Source organism: Virgibacillus senegalensis (genome assembly GCF_000821245.2).
Taxonomy (GTDB): domain Bacteria; phylum Bacillota; class Bacilli; order Bacillales; family Amphibacillaceae; genus Sediminibacillus; species Sediminibacillus senegalensis.
On sequence record NZ_LN611424.1, the window covers coordinates 388,065 to 407,638 of the forward strand.

A 19,574-nucleotide genomic window follows, 5' to 3' on the forward strand; every position below is an offset into this window, starting at 1 on the left:
TCTGGAAACGGTGAAGGGGGAAATCGAACAGGCGGGAAGCGATTTTGGAAAAGTCCAGGAACTGTACAACCGCCAAGAAGAGCTGGAAGCCGGTTTGGAACAGGCAATGGAACGATGGGAAGAATTGTCGATTTTAGTGGAAGAAATCGATCAGCAATAACCGGTACGCTTTCCGAGGGCAGGGCCGCCTTTGTAGAAGCAAAAAAAACGCTTCTTCAGGTGAGAGGCCACTGAAAAACTGAAGTTGTTTGAAAAGTAGAATTTAAAAAAGCGGTCTGTATGGAATTTAATTTCCATACAGATCGCTTTTATCTAATTTCAATGATTTGTGCCCCAAACGGGCATCAGGATCTTGAGACTCTTGTAATTCCAGTTGGTCATCTGTAATCGTCTCTTTCAGTAAGTTCAGAGGTTCTTTGATTTTGGGGATAAAAACGAGCTTTGGTTCCTTTTCAATGACTTCGACAAGACGTTCTGAATAGTCCAGCTCAGCTTCAAGCGTATCTTCGGTTGGTTTCAGGAAATTTTTTTCTTCATGGATTCATCGAGAGAATAAATCATTTTACGGACGTTCTTGGAACGGCTACGCAATACTTCTTGAGGGGATGTTTGATTGTATCGAGCCTTTGTGTGTGTCGCATCAAGGATGAGAGACTTCGATTGGATCACGCCTTTCTCAAGCGCGACCTCTACGGTTTTTCCAATCAGGAAATCTAAAAGGTTTGGATCTTTCAGACGTTTACGACGGAAGTAAGCTAATAAGCTGGGATCAATGACGTCATCTTCCGGTGCCATTTACCCTCTGTTGATTCCACGATGAGCGTGCGGTGGTGACGCCTGCGGGAACAGCGCGAGCCGAAGATCCACTTGCTTAAGTGATCTTCTTGACCAAGTTAGCTGAGGCCGTGCCCGCGGCAAGCATCCACCGATAAGCGGTTGGTGAGAATCAACAACAAACTTTAAAATCTCTTCTGAATTAGAAAGGACTTTTTCTGTGGCCTCCTTCAGGCAGGCTTTGCTTTTTTGTTATCTCTGCAGGACAAAGCATACGTCGAAAGGGAAGAATTAGCTTTTACTATCTGTATCAATCCCAAAGGAACAAGGCCGGGAATAATAAGAAAATTTTGTTAGTTTTCGTATTTTGTGAAATAATAGAGAAGTAAAGAAAACAGACTGACAGGTCGATTTTGGAGGGAAAAGTATGGCAGAGTTAAAAAACTTGGAAAAATATGCCGAGCTGGCATTGAAAACGGGTGTCAACCTGCAAAAAAACCAGACGTTGATGATTAATGCGCCAATAGAAGGAGCAGATTTTACCCGGATCGTCGTCCGGAAGGCTTACGAGCTTGGAGCCAAGAATGTACATATCAATTGGTCGGATGACGAAATCTCTTTGCTTAAATATGAAAATGCACCAGAAGAGGTGTTGACGGATGTTCCTCAATGGCACGTAGATAAGTTTGTGTCATTTGCCAAAGAGGGAGCGGCGGTGTTATCCATCCGTTCGACGAACCCGGATCTTTTAAAGGATATCGATGCCGGCAAAGTAGCAAGAGCTTCCAAAGCAAATGCAGAAGCGATGAAGGAATTCCGTCAGTACACAATGAATGATCGCATTCCTTGGACGATCATTTCGATTCCTACTGGTGATTGGGCCCAAAAAATTTTCCCGGATCAATCGAAAGAGGAAGCGATGGAAAGTCTTTGGGAACAAATCTTCAGCATTGTACGAGTGGACAAGGAAGATCCTGTTGCAGCATGGGATAAACACAATGCAACCTTGCGGAAAGCACGTGAGTTTTTAAACAAAAAACAATACAAGAAATTGGTGTACAAAGCACCAGGTACTGATATCGAGCTGGAGCTTCCGGAAGGACACATTTGGAAGGGTGGTTCCGCCAAAACAGAGGACGGAACAGACTTCAATCCGAATATGCCGACGGAAGAAGTCTTCACTTTGCCTCATAAATATGGGGTGAATGGCAAGGTTTCCAGTACAAAACCACTTAACTATGGTGGCAATCTGATCGACAATTTCAGCTTGACCTTCAAGGATGGGAAAGTGGTTGATTTTCAGGCAGAGCAAGGCTACGAAACGCTGAAGCATCTGCTGGATACTGATGAAGGAGCCCGGCGTTTAGGCGAAATCGCATTAGTACCCCACGAGTCTCCGATTTCTCAATCCGGTCTCATATTCTATAACACGCTTTATGATGAGAATGCATCCTGTCATATTGCCTTGGGAAAAGCCTATCCAACCAGTCTTGAAGGTGGCTCGCAAATGGATGACGATCAACTTGATAAGCACGGGGTCAATGACAGTTTGACCCATGTGGATTTCATGATCGGTTCAGCTGAACTGGATATTGACGGCATAACAGCAGACGGCAATAGCGAACCCGTCTTCCGCAAAGGAAGCTGGGCCCTAGATTTCGATGCTTAATCCGTTTTAGTTTGATGCTCGTCATTCGAGGGTAATATCTTGTTAAGATTCGGTGTTTTTCTATAACAACCGGAAGGAGAGTTTACCATGGTAAGACGAAATGAAGGCGAGCTAATCGGTTTTCAGTCAAATGCAAATGAGTTCCATAAATGCTCGAGCTGCGGCAGGCTCTTGTCAAGCAGGCAAGAGGAAGAAGTTAAGCTATGCAAAGATTGCCAGGAACGGCATAATCAAAATACAAATACCGGGATTTGAAAAGTTCCTAACAGAAAAAAGCACGCGGAGAGATTTTTTTCCGCGTGCTTTTCTGTTTCGTGCAGTTTGTGCGTCTTCTATCTGGTTTCGAGACCCTGCCTTCCTAAAGCAAAAGAAGGCTATCGGTTCAGGAGGATGCCATGTTTGATTAGCACCGCTTTGATAGCCGTATAACTGATATCGGATGCTATTGCTTCTTTAATGGGTTTAAGCTTCGGTTCCTCCATGCCCTCTCTGACGGAAAGCACTTCTTGTTCTTCTGTTTTTGAGAAAAGCCTGTCCCAATCAAGTGGATAAGCTTCTGCGTATGCTTTGAATAGATGATTCGCCACTGTCTGTTCGGTAATCTCCCTGGAAGTTGCAATCTCGGTGAGCGAAGAGCCGTCGGAAAATAGCTGATAGCTTACGAGATGGCTCGGTGTTTGATCATCTTGCTCCCGCTTTTCCAATATAGACTGATTCAAGGAGACAGCAGTTTTTTCCGTACGTTTTTTATCTGCTTTATCCGCCCACGGAGCAATCGTTTGAAGAAAGGGTTCACCATATTGGTCGAACTTTTTCTCACCTACTCCTTTCACGCGGAGCATCTCTTCTCTTGTTTGTGGGAAATGACGTGCCATCTCTTTTAATGTTGCATCAGAAAACAAAACATAAGGCGGCACTTTTTCTTCGATGGCAATATGCTTGCGCAGCTGCCGGAGCTCTTCGAATAATGCTTCATGGTAGTCGGCTTTGTCAGTACTTCTGGCGAACCCGGTTTGTACCCATACTTGTTTACGACCTTGCAGCACTTCTTTTGCCTGTTTGGTCAGCTTTAAAATTGGATAACGGTCATCACCAGTAGATAGAATGTTTTCTGCTACAAGAAAGTGAATGAAGTTAGTTAATTCCTTTTCGGTATATTGGGACATCAGTCCGTAAGTTGAAAGCTGATCGAATTGAAATTCCTTAACCTTTTTATCTCTCGAGCCTTTCAGCACCTTGGCCGTTAACCCGGCACCAAATCTTTCCCCCATCCGTTTGACACAGGATAATACCATCTGGGCTTCACGCGTCATGTCTTCCCTATTTTCGCTGTTAAGACAGTTACTGCATTTACCGCAGTCTTTTGCCGCTGAATAATCATTGAAGTAGTGCAGGATATAGGTTTGCAGACAACTATGGGTATGACAATAATTGACCATTGCCTGCAGTTTTTTATATTCTTTCGTTTTCTTGTCTTCATCCATCAGGGATTGCTCGATTAGGAATTTTTGCAGTTGGATGTCCTGCCCGGAGAAAAGCAGAATACAATCACTTGGTTCCCCATCCCTGCCGGCACGGCCCGCTTCCTGGTAGTAGGACTCGATATTCATTGGCAGCGCGTAGTGAACCACATAGCGGACATTCGATTTATCGATTCCCATGCCGAATGCGTTTGTAGCGACAATGATTGTTTTTTCATCCTGAATAAAAGCGTTCTGTGCCTGTTTCCGCTCCTGTTCTGAAAGGCCTGCATGATACTTGGCTGCCGCATATCCTTTACTTTCGAGCAGCTGATGGATGTTATCGGTTTGCTTCCTTGTTGAAGTATAAATGATACCAGACTCTGTTGGCCGTTCTTTCACATAATCAAGCAAAAAATCTCGTTTATCCCTGCCTTTGATAATATGAAAAGACAGGTTATCTCGAGCAAAACCGGTATTTATGACATGGTCGTCTTCAATATGTAACAACCTGCGGATATCGTAATTCACCTCGTCGGTAGCCGTAGCAGTCAATGCTACAATTACCGGTAGATTGGGTAGTTTTGCCAATGCAGGTACAATCGATCGATAACTTGGCCGGAAGTCGTGCCCCCACTGAGAGATACAGTGGGCTTCATCGAAAGCAATCAAGGAAAGGTTGATTGCTTTGATGGATTCGATGAATGCTGGTGATTCAAAGCGTTCTGGCGCTGCATAAACGAATTTGTAGCGGCCAGCTCGCAGCTGCTGCATTCGTTCCTGGAATTCTTCCGTACTAAGGGTACTGTTTATATAAGTGGCAGCAATACCAAGTGAGGTCAAAGCATCCACTTGATCTTTCATTAACGATATCAACGGCGAAACCACAATGGCGGTTCCCTCGAGTGCAAGCCCGGGAATTTGATAACAAAGTGATTTTCCACCTCCGGTAGGCATAATGGCCAGAGCATTTTTTTGACTGGTTACATACTCGATGACTGCTCGCTGGCCGGGTCGGAAGCTTGGAAAACCAAAGTATTCTTCAAGTATTTGTTGGGCTTTTTCCATGATCATGGTGGGTGTTCATCCTTTTCTTTAGGTTCCAAATTCAAAAAATCAATACTACTATCCTATCACGATTCTGCCGAAACGAGAATTGTATCCATTTAAGAAATTGGAATCCGGTATGTTTAATTTTGCCAATATCAGGGGAGAGTTAGGGAAAACCTTTTGAAAAGGATTGAAAGAATAGAATAATCTTACGAACAGGAAAAATACCAGCAATGCGTCAGGAATATCATTCTGAAGGTGAAATTAGAAGGAATTCAAATCCTGACTAAAGCAGGGGATGGAATACTCACCGTTAAGGATAACAAAGGAAGGGCTGTCCTTTAGATGGGCAGCCCTGCTTACACGATAGATGTAGTGAAAATGTTTTAGGAAGGCTGATGCGAAGCCTATCCTGTATCAAATTACTTGGCATAGCCAAGTTTTCTTATTTTTTCCTGACGATCATTTTTAATCTTTACCGGTGGTCGATAAACCCGCCGATAGATGCTCCGATAACTGCAGGGAGCAGCCATCCAAGCCCGACACCGTAAAGTGGCAGCTGTTCGATTATCGGCTGGAGGGCCGTCATTTGCAGGCCGAATTCTGTCAACCCTTGGTAGACGCTGACAATAGCAGTCAACAATATAGCTCCGCGGTACACGCGTTTCGATCCCTCGAACCATTTGTTAAGGAAGGTGAGCAATACTAACACAATGGCAATGGGATAAATAGCGACCAGTACGGGGACAGAGATAGCAATAATCTGATTTAACCCAAGGTTAGCGATCAAAAAGCTGGCACCACTAACCACAGCGGCGATTTGCTTATACGAATAACGGGTAACTCGGCTAAAATACTGTGCGCAAGCCACTGTTAAACCGATGGATGTCGTGAAACAAGCCAACGCTACAATGAGTCCCAGCAGCAGCAGGCCGAAATTTCCATAGACCAATTGGGTGGCACTGGACAATATCTGACCGCCATTTTCAAAGTCACCCTTCACTGCCATTTTGGCCCCGATCCATCCGAGCGATCCGTAGACAAGGGTCAGTGCAGCTCCAGAAACGAGTCCGGCCTTTAAGGTGGAGGATACAAGTGCTGACTTGCTTTGAATTCCGTTTTCCTTAAAGGCAGATATGACAATGATACCGAAGGCCAGAGCAGCAATGGCATCCATGGTTAAATATCCTTCTATAAAGCCGCTGAAAAACGGGGCTGAATGATATTTTTCGCTTGGTGTACTGGAAGGCGCCTGCAGCATAAAAAAACTGCCGATACAAAGCGCTGCTACAGCGACCAATAAAGCAGGAGTAAGCCATTGACCGATCCGATCGACCAGCTTGGATGGATTCAGGCTGAACCAATAGACCAAACAGAAGAAAACAATCGTATAGAGGAGAAGTAACAAGGTGTGATCTCCCCCTGCAGATACAAAGGGAAGGACACCCATTTCAAAAGCTACGTTTGCTGCTCTTGGAATACCGAAAAATGGCCCGATTGCCAGGTAAATGACTGACGTGAACACCAAACCGAAAAGAGGGTGTACCTTATTTCCCAGTTGCGCCTCCTGATCACTGATTAAGGCAATGGCGACTATGGCGAGGATAGGCAAGCCGACCCCGGTTAAGATAAAACCGATCATTGCCGGCCAAAAGGAAGTACCTGCCTCCAATCCTAAGGTAGGCGGATAGATTAAGTTTCCTGCCCCGAAAAATAGGGCAAATAGCATAAAACCAATTAAAAAAGTCTGTTTTACCAAGCTAATTCCTCCGTACGCAGGCTCTTACCAAATGAAAAAGCTGTATCATTCATAAAAACGTTGCATTTTTTTGAAATATTAAAAAGCAGAACTATACTATCAACGGCATAGTCATTTGTCAATGATAGTCGAAATTTGAAAATAAAAAGTGGGTGTACCCAATAATATTTTGCTTTTTGATCCATACCCAGCAACGGCGTAGAAAAACAAACCGATTTACATGGAAAACAAGCCGCTTTACACTATGTTATATCTTTTTTCCACACACGATTTTAATGCAGAAAGGGGTAAAAGTGAAATGAGCGATTCCCTTTTATTAGAGATAATGATGATCGGCGCGCTAGGTGTCGGTTCGCAATGGTTTTCCTGGCGTTTTCGTCTGCCTGCCATCGTGGTAATGTCGATCGCCGGGTTAATGGTTGGTCCTGTTTTTGGCTGGATCAATCCTAATGAAGATTTTGGAGACCTTTATCGGCCGATAATATCTGTCGCCGTAGCAATTATTTTGTTTGAAGGCAGTTTGAACCTTCGCTTTCAAGATATCAGAGGATTGGGAAGGCCTGTCTTCCGAATTGTCACGTTTGGTGCCTTTTTAGCTTGGATATTGGGTTCTTTGACAGCACACTATGTTGGCGGTTTCTCCTGGGCTGTATCGTTTGTCATCGGTGGAGTGTTCATTGTCACAGGCCCCACCGTCATACTTCCGTTATTGCGGCAGTCAAAACTGAAACCGAGACCTGCTAAAATTTTGAAATGGGAAGGGATTATCGTCGATCCGATCGGTCCGCTTCTGGCGATCTTAGCTTTGGAGGTCATTCTGGTTCTTACTAATACAGGGCATAGTCTGTTATCGTTACTATTTTTCTTCCTGGCATCGCTGTTTGCCGTCATTCTCGGCTGGGCATTCGGTAGAGGAATCGGTTGGATGTTTGAGACGGGACATGTCCCGGAGTACTTAAAATCTCCTCTCGTTTTTGCTGCTGTCATCGCTTGTTTCACGATTGCCGATGATATAGAGCATGAGACAGGATTGCTCGCTGTCACAGCCATGGGGATGACACTGGCTAACATTCGTATTTCGTCCATCCAGGATATGCGACACTTTAAAGAAAACATCTCGATTTTGTTAATTTCAACCATTTTCATCATGTTGACCGCCTCCCTGACAAGAGAGACGCTCTTACAGATTTTTCGACCAGAAATCATTGGCTATGTGTTATTGATGCTGTTTATTGTCCGGCCGCTTTCCATTTTCTTATCGACGGTTAAGACCGATTTATCAAAATCGGAAAAACTGCTTGTCGGCTGGATAGCACCGAGGGGGATCGTCGCGCTTACGGTTTCTGGTTACTTTGCCTCGATTTTATATGACGAAGGATACGAGGATGCCGCAATGGTAACCTCCCTTACGTTTGCGCTGGTGTTTTCCACCGTTGTCGCTCATGGGTTTTCTATTGGGTGGCTGGCTGGAAAACTAAATCTGTCGGCAGAAGGGCGTCCCGGGACATTGATTGTCGGAAGCAACAGTTTTACCGTTGCCTTGTCCAAAATCCTGAAGGAGATGGATATACCGGTCATTGTGTCTGATTCTTCCTGGCAACGACTTGCCAAAGCAAGAAATACCGGAGTCTCTTTCCATCACGGGGAAATCCTTTCCGAGCAGACTGAATACCGGCTTGACATGACCCCATATGATTATTTGATTTCAGCGACGGAATTCGATTCTTATAATGCTTTGGTTGCCACGACGTTTGTTCCGGCTTTCGGCCGCAATAATGTTTTCAAATTGAGCATTCAAACGGCAAGAGGTGATCACGTAGAAGATTTGGATCCAACCATAGCAGGCCGGGTGTTATTTTCGGGTGAAATATCATTGGCAGGGTTGTGCAACAAGGTAGAAGACGGATATGTGATGAGAAAAACGAACATCACCGATCAGTACACCTATCCTGATTATTTGGAGGATCGCGACCAAGGTACCATTTTGTTGTTTGTCCTGCGGGCGACTGGGAATGTGGAGTACTATACGGATGAAATTAAATTAAAAGCAGAATCAGGAGATGTAGTGGTGAGTCTGACACCTCCGAGCAAAGAAGTCAACAAGATCAAAGCCAGACTCGAACAGCAGCAAGAACAAAATAACCAGTGAGAAGGGGCGGCCACTGCACAGAAGGCTACATCTATTGCAGAGGTTTCCATCTTTCCACCCAAAAAAAAACCCACGGCATCTTGTGCAGCATGCCGTGGTTTTTCGTTTGAATAAGGCGCTGATAATTGCTCGTTTTATTCCATCGCATCAAGTTGCTTATTCAAGTCTGCCAGTTCTTGTTCCATATCGGCCAATTGCCGTTCGGCGTTGGCTGTATTGCCTCCGACTGAGTCGAGTTTTTCCAAATCGGCTTGAATACGCATATAATCTGACTTTAGTTCGCGGATCCGGTTTTCGATTTCTTTCTTTGTCATGGTTACCACTCCCTTGATTAAACTGTATGTCAGCAGAGGGGCTTCGTCAATCAGCATGCTTTCAAAATAAATAGTAGTCTGAACAGGGTTAATCAGTTAAACTACTAGAAAAGATAAAAGGGGGAACCAGGGATGGAAGTTTTGCAAATTGAAGACCCTACAGTGTTTTATCAACAGGCGGCATCCTTGTTGTTAGAAAAAGAGGCCTGTAACAACCTTGGTCTGGGGATACTTAACAGGCTTATAAAGAATGGAAGGGTGCAAAAATCTGCCCCGCCATATTTGGGGATGGTAAAAGAGGCAGGGAAACCAGTATACGTTTTTCTGCAAACACCGCCCCACAATTTGATTTTGCCTGATATCGAAACAAGTAGTACGGATGTAGTTGAACGTATCGCCAAACACCTTTACCAGCAGGGCATCCAAATTCCAGGGGTCGTCGGTCCTGTAGAGGAAGTGCAGGTCTTTGCTGAAAAGTGGGAGAGATTGACTGGAAACGAATCCAGGAAAGAAATGGAACAACTTATCTATCGACTTGACGAGGTGGTTGCGACAGGGGAAGTGAGCGGTCATCTCCTTACTGCTAGTGAAGAAGATGATGAGTTGATTAAAGGATGGCTGATTGGCTATGCAAGAGAGGCAAAGGTATCGATGGATGAAGAGCGGGCTGCAGAAATGGCGCGTGATTTTATCGACTCTGGTTCTGTTTATCTATGGATGGTGAATGACCGCCCTGTTTCGATGGCCAATCAATCAAGAAAGACCGAAAATGGCGTCACGGTCAATGCAGTGTACACACCGGACGATTACAAGCGGAATGGCTATGCCACGGCGCTTGTCGCTGCTCTTTCCCAAAAACTCCTTGATGAGGGTAATCTGTTTTGCAGCTTGTACACGGATCAGGAAAACCCAACTTCCAATAGCATTTATAAAAAAATTGGTTATCGGGTTGTCGGAGAGTCTGTTATGTATAGCTTTAGATAGTCCTTGAGGCCACTGGAAAAACGGAAGCGCTATGATAGGCAGTACTTTAAAAAGCGATCTGTATGGAATTAAATTCTTCTACAGATTGCTTTTCGTTTCTTTTCAAAAAGTTTGTGCCCTCTGTTCCTTTATTTGTTCAACGATCATTTGCAATGAAGAGCCGTATTGGGGATATTCCTATGGGGATCAAGTTGCGTGATTGTCCGCCGCTACAGAAATTTCCTACGCTTTCCGCGGGCGGGTTGGTGAGCTTCCTCGAGCTAAAGCTCTGCGGGACCTCACCGAGGCCTTTCCTCCCGCCGGAGTCTTCGGTTATTTCCTCCGCTAAGTACCGTTTCCTAATTATCAGGGAGGAAACTAGCAACGTTCTCTTGTTTCACATCGTATGGTGAAAAAAATATATTTTTAGAAAAAATAGGGAGAAATCCGAACCTCCTGTTTGTTTCGTAATACGTATAGCCAGGTGGAAGGATATCTATTCTATTCCTAGCACAAGCAGCATACAGCGGGATCAGCACGTGTCCGAAGGCCCTGTAAGAAGCGAAGTATGCTACCGCAGCGGTTGGTTAGCACTTTAGTTTATGCAGAAGGAAAGTAGTTTGAGGTTGCTGTCTGTATCTTTCGTAAACAGCCTTTTCGTTTCGTCTTTGGAGGCAGCCGGTACACGGTGCTATGTCTGGAGTCCTATCTTCTCCATGCTCTATGCCATTTTCCTACGTTCTGACTTTTTGCCGCCAGTCTCTCATTTTCTGTAAGTTAGAATATAAAAGCATTTACTATCTTAATCTAGCAAATATAAACATCTTAGAGATATAACCGGGTCATTTAGTTATACGCCACTCGATTCTATTTTTTCAGAATATTCGCTGATTGAAGAACATAAATATTAGGTATAAAGTTATATATATGCCTGTAGGCACTCCAAGCAATTCTCCGAATTTATGCTCCATTTTTCTTTTATCCGCAGTGGAGGTGGTTCTGCTCACGTGGTATTCAGCTGAAGGTAAAAACCGCAGGATAACAGTACTTCATACTTATTAATGAGCATCTGCTTAAGTGCACAGCAAATGCTTTTTTACTCAAGAAACTCAGGGAGGTTTAATTAGTTAATGAAAAAATACTTATCAGGTTTAGTGCTAGGGATCGTATTGATTTTTACACTGGCGGCATGCGGCTCAAGTGATAGCGATGCAAGTGGCGACGGAGGAAAATTGGCCGAGCTTAAGGAAGCAGGGAAAGTGACCATCGGTTTTGCTAATGAAAAACCTTATGCCTATGAGGAAGATGGAGAATTGAAAGGGGAAGCTGTAGCCATTGCTAAAGAGGTATTTAAAAACCTCGGTATCGAAGAAGTAGAAGGACAGCTTGCGGATTTCAGTCAATTGATTCCAGGTTTGCAGGCAGGTAAGTTCGATGTAGCGACTGCAGGGATGGCAATCACGCCAGAGCGTTGCGAAAACGCGGATTTCGGTGAGCCGGAAATCAAATACGGGGAAGGTCTTATCGTTGAAAAAGGCAATCCGCACAATATTAACAGCTACAAAGACATAGCTGACAATCCAGACATCACGGTTTCTGTTATGTCGGGTGCTACGGAAATTGACTTCCTGCAGCAGGAAGGGGTAAGCGAGGATCAGATTTCTGAGGCTCCGGACATCCCGGCAACTTTCTCAGCTGTAGAGTCTGGACGTGCTCAGGCAACAACTGGTACGGAAATGACCATCAAAATGGCGCTGGAATCCTCCGACACGGATGCGCTTGAATTTGTTGAGGGCTTCGAACAGCCTGATATCGAAGGTGTACCTAGCTATGGTGCAGCAGTCTTTCATCCCGACAATGATGATTTAAGAGAAGCTTACAACGAAGAATTACAAAAATTAAAAGATAATGGTGAAATCGCCGGCTTGATTGAACCATTTGGTTTTTCTGAGGAAAGCAATGTCATCACAGAAGACATTACGACCGAAGATCTTTGCCAAGGATAAAAGGGGATAAAATAATGAAAAGCAGGCCCCCTCATGTCAGGGGGCCTGCTTTTCCCGGTAAAGAAAGGGTGAATCCGTATTAGTGATCTTACTGAAATATTTTCCGTCTTAATAAAAGGGATCAACATAACGATAACTGTATTGATCGCTTCGGCGATTCTATCATACTTAATCGCCTTTATTGCTGGATTTGGAAGATTATCAAATAACATCTTTTTAAGGAAATTCACCGGTTTCTATGTAGAAATTTTTCGGGGGACATCCTTGATTGTCCAGTTGTTTTGGTTTTATTATGCCTTGCCAGGATTGTTCGATATTCATCTGGCCACCGACTTTTGGGCGGCAGTGATCGCTATCTCAATGAATTACGGGGCTTACATGTCCGAAATAGTCCGAGGTTCCATTCTTGCTGTTGCGAAAGGGCAGAGAGAAGCTGCTACGGCCTTGAATATGTCCCGGTTTCAGCGGATGCGGCTTGTCATTTTGCCGCAGGCGGTCCGGATGATGCTTCCTGAATTCGGTAACTATTTGATACAGATGTTAAAAGCCACTTCTTTGGTATCTCTGGTTGGGTTGACAGATATTCTTTATCACGGCGATATATTCAGGAGTACGAACCTGTCATTGGCTCCTACAGTATATATCATGATATTGATTTTTTACTTCATTTTAGCGCTTCCTTTGATTTGGCTTACTCGTTGGGCAGAAAAACAATCATCGAAGGGAGTGGCTACTGAATGACTTGGAATTGGGATTATGTAGTGGAATCATTTCCGGCTATCTTTCAGGGGATGTGGATTACGCTTGGATTAACCATTGCCTGTTATCTGTTTGCCATGCTGTTTGGATTTGTTTGGACGTTCGTGCGAAGAATCCCCTTACGGCCGCTCCAGGTGACAATAGCATTTATCATGGAGTTCATTCGTTCAACACCGCCGCTCGTCCAATTATTTTTCCTTTACTATGCGTGGCCGGTGGTTCCGTATGTCGGCTTGACTTTGGACCCGATTACCGTGGCGATCGTCGGTCTAGGTGTTCACTTCAGTACGTATATAGCGGAGATATACCGCTCCGGAATCGAGTCCATCGACAAGGGGCAATGGGAAGCAGCTACGGCGTTAAACTTGTCTTTAAAGGATAAATGGACAAAAATCATTTTACCTCAAGCGATACCGCCAACCATCCCGATGCTTGGTAATTACTTGATCATCATGTTCAAAGAGGTTCCGCTGACTTCAACGATCGGTGTTGCCGGAATGCTTCATATGGCAAACAACTTTGGCTCGAAAAACTTTGCCTATTTAGAACCATTAACCTTAGTGGCGGCATTCTTCCTGTTAATGAGTTATCCGACAGCGGTGCTTTTCCGCAAGCTTGAACAGAGGATGAATCGCCGATTTGATAAGCGGAATCCGACAGGCAAAATAGATAAAGGAGTTGTCACGTGATGGTACAACCCATTGCAGTATACAATGATGTCCACAAATCGTTTGGTGATGTGGAAGTTTTAAAAGGTATTGATTTAGAAATTGCTCCGGCAGAAAAGGTAGCTTTAATCGGACCGAGTGGTTCCGGGAAAACCACCATCATCCGTATGCTGATGACATTGGAACAGCCCACATCTGGCACAATCCTTGTGGATGGTCAGCACTTGTGGCATATGGAAAAGCATGGGGAGCTTGTTCCAGCCAACGAAAAGCATCTACGACAGGTTCGTGGAGATATCGGTATGGTTTTTCAACATTTCAATCTGTTTCCACACATGACCATCCTGGAAAACTGCATGGTCGCTCCAGTAAATGTGAAAGGGATCCCTAAGAAAGAAGCCAGGCAGCGCTCCGTGGAAATGTTGGAAAAAGTAGGACTCGGAGACAAGCTTGATGTTTATCCGAGCCAGCTTTCCGGTGGTCAGAAACAGCGGGTGGCAATGGCACGTGCCTTGGTAATGCGTCCGAAAATCATGCTGTTTGACGAGGTGACATCTGCACTCGATCCGGAGCTTGTAGGCGAAGTACTGGAAGTGATTCGTGATATCGCTGTGGAAGGCGAAATGGCCATGGTACTTGTAACACATGAGATGGACTTTGCGCGTGATATTGCCGACCGGGTTGTGTTTCTGGATGAAGGCAGAATCGCTGAGCAGGGGACACCTGAGCAAGTATTGGAAAATTCGACGAGTGAACGGTTAAATTCTTTTCTCAGTCGTTTCCGCTCCTGATAAAAAAGGCATGGTTCCGATCAACTGTCGGAACCATGCCCTTTTTTGTTGGAATTAATTGTTTACATCTTTGGTTTTCGCTGGTCGTTACAGCAATCCGTGAGATAAAAACCGAAATCATCGATCGTTAAGTCACGGGTTATGTTTAGAGTTTCGATTACCTTCCAAGAAGGGAAGGCGAGTTCCACTTAAAAAATTTTCTGGTCTTCCTCAGGCTGTCTTTTCAGCCACTCATGATAAAAGTGGGAAATGATTGTTTTTACAACCGCATAGGCAGGGATGACGAACAATAGCCCAACGAAGCCGGCAATGCTTCCTGCTGCCAAAATCAACGTAATGATCGTCAACGGATGAAGCGATAGTACTTTGCCCATGACGTTCGGTGAAATCAGGTTACTTTCAATTTGCTGCGCAATCACCATAACTAGTATGGCCCAGACAGCCATCATCGGGTCTTGGAAAAAGGCAACCAGTACGGCAGGGACAGCTGACAGAAACGGACCTACAAACGGAATGAAATTCATAACCAGGCCAAACAACGCCAGTGTCAGCGAATATGGCAGGTTGATGATTAAATATCCGATATAGAGCATGATCCCGACGCAAATACTGACGATGAATTGTCCCTGGATGAAAGAGGCCAGCGTATGGTTGATGTTGTCGGCCAACCTGCGGAAGCTATCAGCTTTGCTTTTGCTTAAAAATTGTGAAATGAACGGTACAAACTTATGACCGTCTTTCAGCATAAAAAACAGGAAAAACGGAATTAGTACAAAAGCGAAAAGAAAACCGAATAACTGCCCGATAAAGTCTATCAGGAATCCTACCACGTTTTGGGCATAATCGTTTAAATTATTGGTGATATTTTCAATCGTACTGTCCATTTGGCTCGGAATCATATCTTGATTATCACGCCAATTATCTATTAACTTCTCACCGCTATCTACCATTTTCGGAATATTGTCAGTCAGTCTGGTAAATTGTTCCTGAACAATCGGCGCAATAAAGTTGGAGGTGAAGTAAATGATGCCGATAATGAGAAGGAAAACAATGATAATCGACAGGATTCTATTGATCCGCATTTGCTCAAGCCTGCGTACTAATGGCATCGTAATGTAGTAAAGCAGACCAGCGCCGATAATCGGCACAGCAATCGAGAGCAAATACGCTCCGACCGGTGCAAAAATAAATTTTGTGATAGAAATCAAGTAGACAAGCATGAAAATCAGGATAGCTACAATTAAACCTTGAACCCATTTCTTCTGAAAAATTGACAAGTGCGACCACAACCTTAACAATAAAGTGTTTTCTCTATTATATAATAAATGGTTGGAAGAAGAGAGGAAACTACAAAACTTTACTAGACTTATTTAAAAAGTCTGCAAGGGAAGATAGATCCTTCCTGCCCATTATTTAACAGGTTTTCCAGAAGAAAGAGTGAATAAACCTCCTGGAAACAGGGTATGTATTTTCCGTAGATAAATAGAGGAATTCTAGGTTTTATGGTAAGCTTTCTTATAGTATAGGAACTATCGAACATTCTGGATGTTGAATGAGGGGATACCATTCCAGGTCCGGTTTTGTTAATTATTTGGTAATGTAACCTTGAAGGAGGATGTTTTATGTCTTGGAAAACTACATATAAGAAATGGTCTGATTTTCCTGAGCTTGATCCGGCTTTGAAAGAACAACTGGAGGAAATGCAGGGTTCAGACAAAGAGCTGGAGGATGCTTTTTATAAGGAGTTAACCTTTGGAACTGGCGGCATGCGTGGAATGCTGGGACCAGGTACGAACCGGATGAATATTTATACGATTCGCAAGGCTGTGGAAGGGCTGGCCAACTATATAAAACACAATGTGAAGGATTATGCGGAACGCGGGGTGGCCGTGGCTTATGATTCACGCTACAAGTCGAAGGATTTTGCGGTCGAATCTGCCAGGGTACTTGGCGCGCATGGCATTAAAGCACACGTATATGAATCATTGCGTCCAACTCCAGTATTATCCTTTGCTGTCCGGCATTTACAGGCAGCAGCTGGTATCATGATTACCGCCAGCCACAATCCGCCAGAATATAACGGCTTTAAAGTGTACAACGAAGACGGAGGACAGATGCCTCCGGCAGAAGCAGCGGAAGTAATCGCCAATGTACAGAAAGTCGACAACGAGCTTGAAATCCCAGTAGCGAGTCAGGAGGAGATCGAGCAGCAGGGATTATTGAACTGGATTGGCGAAGAGGTAGATGCTGCATATCTGAAACAGTTGAAATCTATCTCACGCGTCGAGAAAGAGGAACTTCACGGCGAGGAGCCGTTGAAAATCGTGTTTACGCCGCTTCATGGAACAGCCCATGATATGGTGCTGAACGGCTTCCGACAATTGGGCTTTGATGAGATCCAAGTTGTAGAAAAACAGGCGAAGCCCGATCCGGAATTTTCCACTGTTGATTCGCCAAACCCAGAAGAACACCAGGCGTTCACATTAGCTATTCAGCAAGGGAAACAGTGGGATGCCGACATCCTTGTCGGTACTGATCCGGATGCCGACAGACTTGGCGTAGCCGTCAAAGATGGGAATGGCTCTTATCAAGTGCTCACCGGAAACCAGCTGGGTACCTTGATGCTTGATTACCTGCTTTCCCATACAAGCGAAGCGGACAAGCAAAATGGCAAACTGATTAAAACGATTGTTACCACAGAGCTCGGCAGGACGGTTGCCAAGCATTATGGAGTAGAAACGATCGATACATTGACAGGTTTCAAATATATTGGCGAAAAAATAAAGGAATTCGAATCGACGGATGAATCCTTTTTGTTCGGCTATGAAGAAAGCTATGGCTACTTGATCGGCGATTTCGTTCGCGACAAAGACGCAGTGCAATCGACGATGATGGCCTGCGAGATGGCCAGCTATTGGAAACAACAAGGGAAAACCTTGTTGGAGGCGCTAGAGGGACTGTATGAGCAGCACGGTTTCTATTTTGAGGATATGTCCTCATTGACGCTGAAAGGTAAGGATGGCGCAGAACAAATTGCAAAGATTATGGAAGATATCAGAGAAAACCCGATGTCGGAAATCGGAGGATTGAGCGTCGTAGCGACGGAAGACTATCAAATATCGGAAAGGCGTTATGTCAAAACAGATGAAACCGAACAGATCGACCTGCCGGTTGAGAATGTCGTGAAGTACTTGCTGGATAAAGACGGCTGGGTATGTCTTCGTCCTTCCGGAACCGAACCGAAAATCAAATGCTACTTCGGTGTTTCCAGTTCAAGCAGGGAGGAAAGTGAACAGCTCCTGGAGAAGCTGAAACAGCAAATGAGAGAACGAATCGACTCGGTAATACAGGCTTGATTATATGTATAAGGCCTGCAATTCCAGGCAACGATAAACGTGTGTCCTGGGGATCGTTTCGTCATAGTCTGCCAATTTAGTGATAAATCGGTTGACTTTGTGGGTGGGAATGTTTATGATATAACCATCTAAAGGGGAGTAGCTGCACAATTTAAGTCGTCATTTCGAGAGACAATCTCCGGCTTAATTGGCAACCAACGTTGTTAGCGAGACCTTTACCACCAGGGTAAAGGTCTCTTTTTATGGTCTTTACCGGGACACGGTGGAGGCCGTTTTTTATTTGGCCAATAAGCAAACATAGGAGGAGCTGTTTTAACATTGGATATTCAATTATTGATTGAATATGGTTGGGTACTTATTGTATTAGTAGGATTGGAAGGTATTTTAGCAGCAGATAATGCGCTTGTCCTGGCCATCATGGTCCGGCATTTGCCGGAGGAGCAACGGAAAAAGGCGTTGTTTTACGGTTTGGCCGGCGCTTTCGTCCTTCGCTTTGGTTCACTGTTTATCATTTCGTTCCTGGTAGACGTATGGCAAGTACAAGCGATCGGCGCTGCTTACTTGTTATTTATTTCCATCAAGCATTTATATGATAAGTTATCAAAGCGGGGAAACGAAGAGGAGGAAGTGGAAGCAGAGACCAAAGGAAGCGGTTTTTGGACTACCGTTCTAAAGGTGGAAATCGCCGATCTGGCTTTCGCAGTAGACTCGATTCTGGCAGCGGTGGCATTAGCTGTAGCACTGCCTTCTACCGGACTGCCTAATATCGGAAGTCTGGATGGAGCTCAGTTTGCGGTCGTATTCGCTGGTGGAATGATTGGATTGATTATCATGCGGTTTGCCGCTAATTTATTTGTCAAACTCCTACATGACCGTCCAGGTTTGGAAATCGCCGCATTTGTGATTGTCGGTTGGGTGGGTGTAAAGCTGTTGGTTACTGTGCTTGCGCATGAAGCTATCCACATCCTGCCACATGACTTTGCCCACTCTACAGCCTGGAAATTGATATTTTATGGCGTGCTTGTAGTCATTGCTTTGGCTGGCTGGTTTTTATCCAGCAACAAGAATACTGAAAAGCAGGCATAAACAAGGTAGGAAAGACAGTTGTTTCTTGAAAGGACAGCTGTCTTTTTGATTTGGATTTTTAACCTTTTCCGGGTGGATGCTATGCTATTTCGCAGGCATTTTATTTCCACTCCTTGTGTGCGGCGCATTACAATAAGGAAAGACTTAACGATAGAAAGGAAGATGGTTATGGCAAAGCACTCTTTTCACTTGAAGGCGGACTGGCCGGGAGGAAGAAACACAGTCGGCCGTATTGAAGCGGGGAACCTGAAAACAGAGATATCGATTCCGCCCGAAATGGACGGCCCAGGAGTGGGCACCAACCCGGATGAAATGCTGCTGGGTGCTGCAGCGACTTGTTACATTATTACTCTTGGTGCTATGTTCGAGCGTGCAAGCCTGCCGGTCGAGAGCATGGACTTACATTCAGAAGGAATCGTTGACGTGACAAACGGGGTATTTACTTATCAAAAGATCATCCATCGTCCTACCGTTGTCCTGAAGGAGGGCAGCTCGGAAACTGACTTAGCCAAAGCCAAAAAATTAGTGGAGAAAGCGGAGCAGTCTTGTATGATTTCCCGAGCCGTCATGGGAAACGTGGAACTGTCACTGGAACCGGATGTGTCCATCATTGCTTAATGTTACAAAATAAAAAAGGTTCGTTGAATGGCTGTTCAAGCTTCTATGGGCTTGGACAGTTTTTTGGTCATTTTTTTATACGTGCTACCCATGTCCTGCTTTATTCGTTCCAAATCGGGTCAAAACGACTTTTTTATTTATGGAATGGAATA

At 44.5% G+C, this 19,574-nt stretch carries 17 protein-coding genes; 12 read left to right on the forward strand and 5 right to left on the reverse strand.

All coding sequences use genetic code 11. The annotated features are described in order from the left end of the window. Positions 1-10 precede the first annotated feature (10 nt). Positions 11-160: an ABC transporter C-terminal domain-containing protein gene (locus BN1067_RS06120; protein WP_234400675.1), complete on the forward strand. Its 150-nt coding sequence runs from the start codon at positions 11-13 to the stop codon at positions 158-160. A gap of 356 nt (positions 161-516) precedes the next feature. Here BN1067_RS06120 and BN1067_RS06125 read toward each other — a convergent pair whose 3' ends face one another. After that, positions 517-795: a hypothetical protein gene (locus BN1067_RS06125; protein WP_053218009.1), complete on the reverse strand. Its 279-nt coding sequence runs from the start codon at positions 793-795 to the stop codon at positions 517-519. Between the two features lie 406 nt (positions 796-1,201). Here BN1067_RS06125 and BN1067_RS06130 point away from each other — a divergent pair, with 406 nt between their 5' ends. Together BN1067_RS06130 and BN1067_RS19795 are read left to right on the forward strand one after the other, a co-directional pair. Further along, a complete protein-coding gene (locus BN1067_RS06130) occupies positions 1,202-2,443 on the forward strand; it encodes an aminopeptidase (protein WP_053218015.1) in 1,242 nt (413 codons plus the stop codon). An 87-nt stretch (positions 2,444-2,530) separates the two neighbouring features. Continuing rightward, entirely contained in the window at positions 2,531-2,698 is a 168-nt protein-coding gene (locus BN1067_RS19795; RefSeq protein WP_199868478.1) for a hypothetical protein, read from the forward strand. Positions 2,699-2,817: 119 nt separating this feature from the next. Here BN1067_RS19795 and recQ read toward each other — a convergent pair whose 3' ends face one another. Both recQ and brnQ read right to left on the reverse strand, forming a co-directional pair. Beyond that, on the reverse strand, positions 2,818-4,977 hold the full coding sequence (recQ, locus tag BN1067_RS06135; RefSeq protein WP_324777840.1) for a DNA helicase RecQ: 2,160 nt from the start codon (positions 4,975-4,977) through the stop codon (positions 2,818-2,820). A 451-nt stretch (positions 4,978-5,428) separates the two neighbouring features. Further along, entirely contained in the window at positions 5,429-6,712 is a 1,284-nt protein-coding gene (brnQ, locus tag BN1067_RS06140) for a branched-chain amino acid transport system II carrier protein (protein ID WP_110943342.1), read from the reverse strand. A 298-nt stretch (positions 6,713-7,010) separates the two neighbouring features. Between brnQ and BN1067_RS06145 the strand changes: the two genes are divergently transcribed. Then, positions 7,011-8,861 carry a cation:proton antiporter gene (locus tag BN1067_RS06145; protein WP_053218016.1) on the forward strand — a complete coding sequence of 617 codons (1,851 nt, stop codon included), beginning with the start codon at positions 7,011-7,013 and terminating at the stop codon, positions 8,859-8,861. A 134-nt stretch (positions 8,862-8,995) separates the two neighbouring features. On the opposite strand, the gene BN1067_RS06150 is transcribed toward BN1067_RS06145, so the two are convergent. Beyond that, on the reverse strand, positions 8,996-9,175 hold the full coding sequence (locus BN1067_RS06150; protein WP_053218017.1) for an SE1832 family protein: 180 nt from the start codon (positions 9,173-9,175) through the stop codon (positions 8,996-8,998). Positions 9,176-9,307: 132 nt separating this feature from the next. Here BN1067_RS06150 and BN1067_RS06155 point away from each other — a divergent pair, with 132 nt between their 5' ends. The 5 genes from BN1067_RS06155 to ehuA all read left to right on the forward strand — a co-directional run bounded on the left by BN1067_RS06155 (position 9,308) and on the right by ehuA (position 14,362). Then, positions 9,308-10,159: a GNAT family N-acetyltransferase gene (locus BN1067_RS06155; protein ID WP_053218018.1), complete on the forward strand. Its 852-nt coding sequence runs from the start codon at positions 9,308-9,310 to the stop codon at positions 10,157-10,159. A 1,109-nt stretch (positions 10,160-11,268) separates the two neighbouring features. After that, the gene (gene ehuB / locus BN1067_RS06160; RefSeq protein WP_053218019.1) at positions 11,269-12,144 is read left to right on the forward strand and encodes an ectoine/hydroxyectoine ABC transporter substrate-binding protein EhuB; all 876 of its coding nucleotides are present in this window, start codon (positions 11,269-11,271) and stop codon (positions 12,142-12,144) included. A gap of 78 nt (positions 12,145-12,222) precedes the next feature. Further along, positions 12,223-12,885, forward strand: coding sequence for an ectoine/hydroxyectoine ABC transporter permease subunit EhuC (ehuC, locus tag BN1067_RS06165; protein ID WP_199868511.1), 663 nt, complete (start codon positions 12,223-12,225; stop codon positions 12,883-12,885). Then, complete coding sequence (ehuD, locus tag BN1067_RS06170) at positions 12,882-13,592, forward strand: ectoine/hydroxyectoine ABC transporter permease subunit EhuD (RefSeq protein ID WP_053218021.1); 711 nt, start codon at positions 12,882-12,884, stop codon at positions 13,590-13,592. The genes ehuC and ehuD overlap by 4 nt, the downstream gene beginning before the upstream one ends. Further along, positions 13,592-14,362 carry an ectoine/hydroxyectoine ABC transporter ATP-binding protein EhuA gene (gene ehuA / locus BN1067_RS06175; protein ID WP_053218022.1) on the forward strand — a complete coding sequence of 257 codons (771 nt, stop codon included), beginning with the start codon at positions 13,592-13,594 and terminating at the stop codon, positions 14,360-14,362. Before ehuD ends, ehuA begins: the two co-directional genes overlap by 1 nt. 188 nt (positions 14,363-14,550) lie before the next feature. Here the strand turns inward: ehuA and BN1067_RS06180 are convergent, their stop codons facing one another. Continuing rightward, a complete protein-coding gene (locus tag BN1067_RS06180) occupies positions 14,551-15,639 on the reverse strand; it encodes an AI-2E family transporter (RefSeq protein WP_324777842.1) in 1,089 nt (362 codons plus the stop codon). 345 nt (positions 15,640-15,984) lie between these two features. Between BN1067_RS06180 and BN1067_RS06185 the strand changes: the two genes are divergently transcribed. The 3 genes from BN1067_RS06185 (at position 15,985) to BN1067_RS06195 (ending at position 19,422) form a co-directional block, all read left to right on the forward strand. Continuing rightward, the gene (locus BN1067_RS06185) at positions 15,985-17,718 is read left to right on the forward strand and encodes a phospho-sugar mutase (RefSeq protein WP_053218023.1); all 1,734 of its coding nucleotides are present in this window, start codon (positions 15,985-15,987) and stop codon (positions 17,716-17,718) included. A 318-nt stretch (positions 17,719-18,036) separates the two neighbouring features. After that, positions 18,037-18,804 (forward strand): TerC family protein, encoded by a 768-nt coding sequence (locus BN1067_RS06190; RefSeq protein ID WP_053218024.1) that lies wholly within the window; start codon positions 18,037-18,039, stop codon positions 18,802-18,804. A gap of 168 nt (positions 18,805-18,972) precedes the next feature. After that, entirely contained in the window at positions 18,973-19,422 is a 450-nt protein-coding gene (locus BN1067_RS06195) for an OsmC family protein (protein ID WP_053218025.1), read from the forward strand. Positions 19,423-19,574 lie beyond the last annotated feature (152 nt).

Bases quoted from the DNA above. Each gene is read 5' to 3' on its own strand.
- BN1067_RS06150 (WP_053218017.1), bottom strand. From the start codon at position 9,175: ATGACAAAGAAAGAAATCGAAAACCGGATCCGCGAACTAAAGTCAGAT.
- BN1067_RS19795 (WP_199868478.1), top strand. From the start codon at position 2,531: ATGGTAAGACGAAATGAAGGCGAGCTAATCGGTTTTCAGTCAAATGCA.
- BN1067_RS06125 (WP_053218009.1), bottom strand. From the start codon at position 795: ATGGCACCGGAAGATGACGTCATTGATCCCAGCTTATTAGCTTACTTC.
- BN1067_RS06130 (WP_053218015.1), top strand. From the start codon at position 1,202: ATGGCAGAGTTAAAAAACTTGGAAAAATATGCCGAGCTGGCATTGAAA.
- recQ (WP_324777840.1), bottom strand. From the start codon at position 4,977: ATGATCATGGAAAAAGCCCAACAAATACTTGAAGAATACTTTGGTTTT.
- ehuA (WP_053218022.1), top strand. From the start codon at position 13,592: ATGGTACAACCCATTGCAGTATACAATGATGTCCACAAATCGTTTGGT.
- ehuD (WP_053218021.1), top strand. From the start codon at position 12,882: ATGACTTGGAATTGGGATTATGTAGTGGAATCATTTCCGGCTATCTTT.
- BN1067_RS06195 (WP_053218025.1), top strand. From the start codon at position 18,973: ATGGCAAAGCACTCTTTTCACTTGAAGGCGGACTGGCCGGGAGGAAGA.
- ehuB (WP_053218019.1), top strand. From the start codon at position 11,269: ATGAAAAAATACTTATCAGGTTTAGTGCTAGGGATCGTATTGATTTTT.
- BN1067_RS06155 (WP_053218018.1), top strand. From the start codon at position 9,308: ATGGAAGTTTTGCAAATTGAAGACCCTACAGTGTTTTATCAACAGGCG.
- BN1067_RS06185 (WP_053218023.1), top strand. From the start codon at position 15,985: ATGTCTTGGAAAACTACATATAAGAAATGGTCTGATTTTCCTGAGCTT.
- BN1067_RS06145 (WP_053218016.1), top strand. From the start codon at position 7,011: ATGAGCGATTCCCTTTTATTAGAGATAATGATGATCGGCGCGCTAGGT.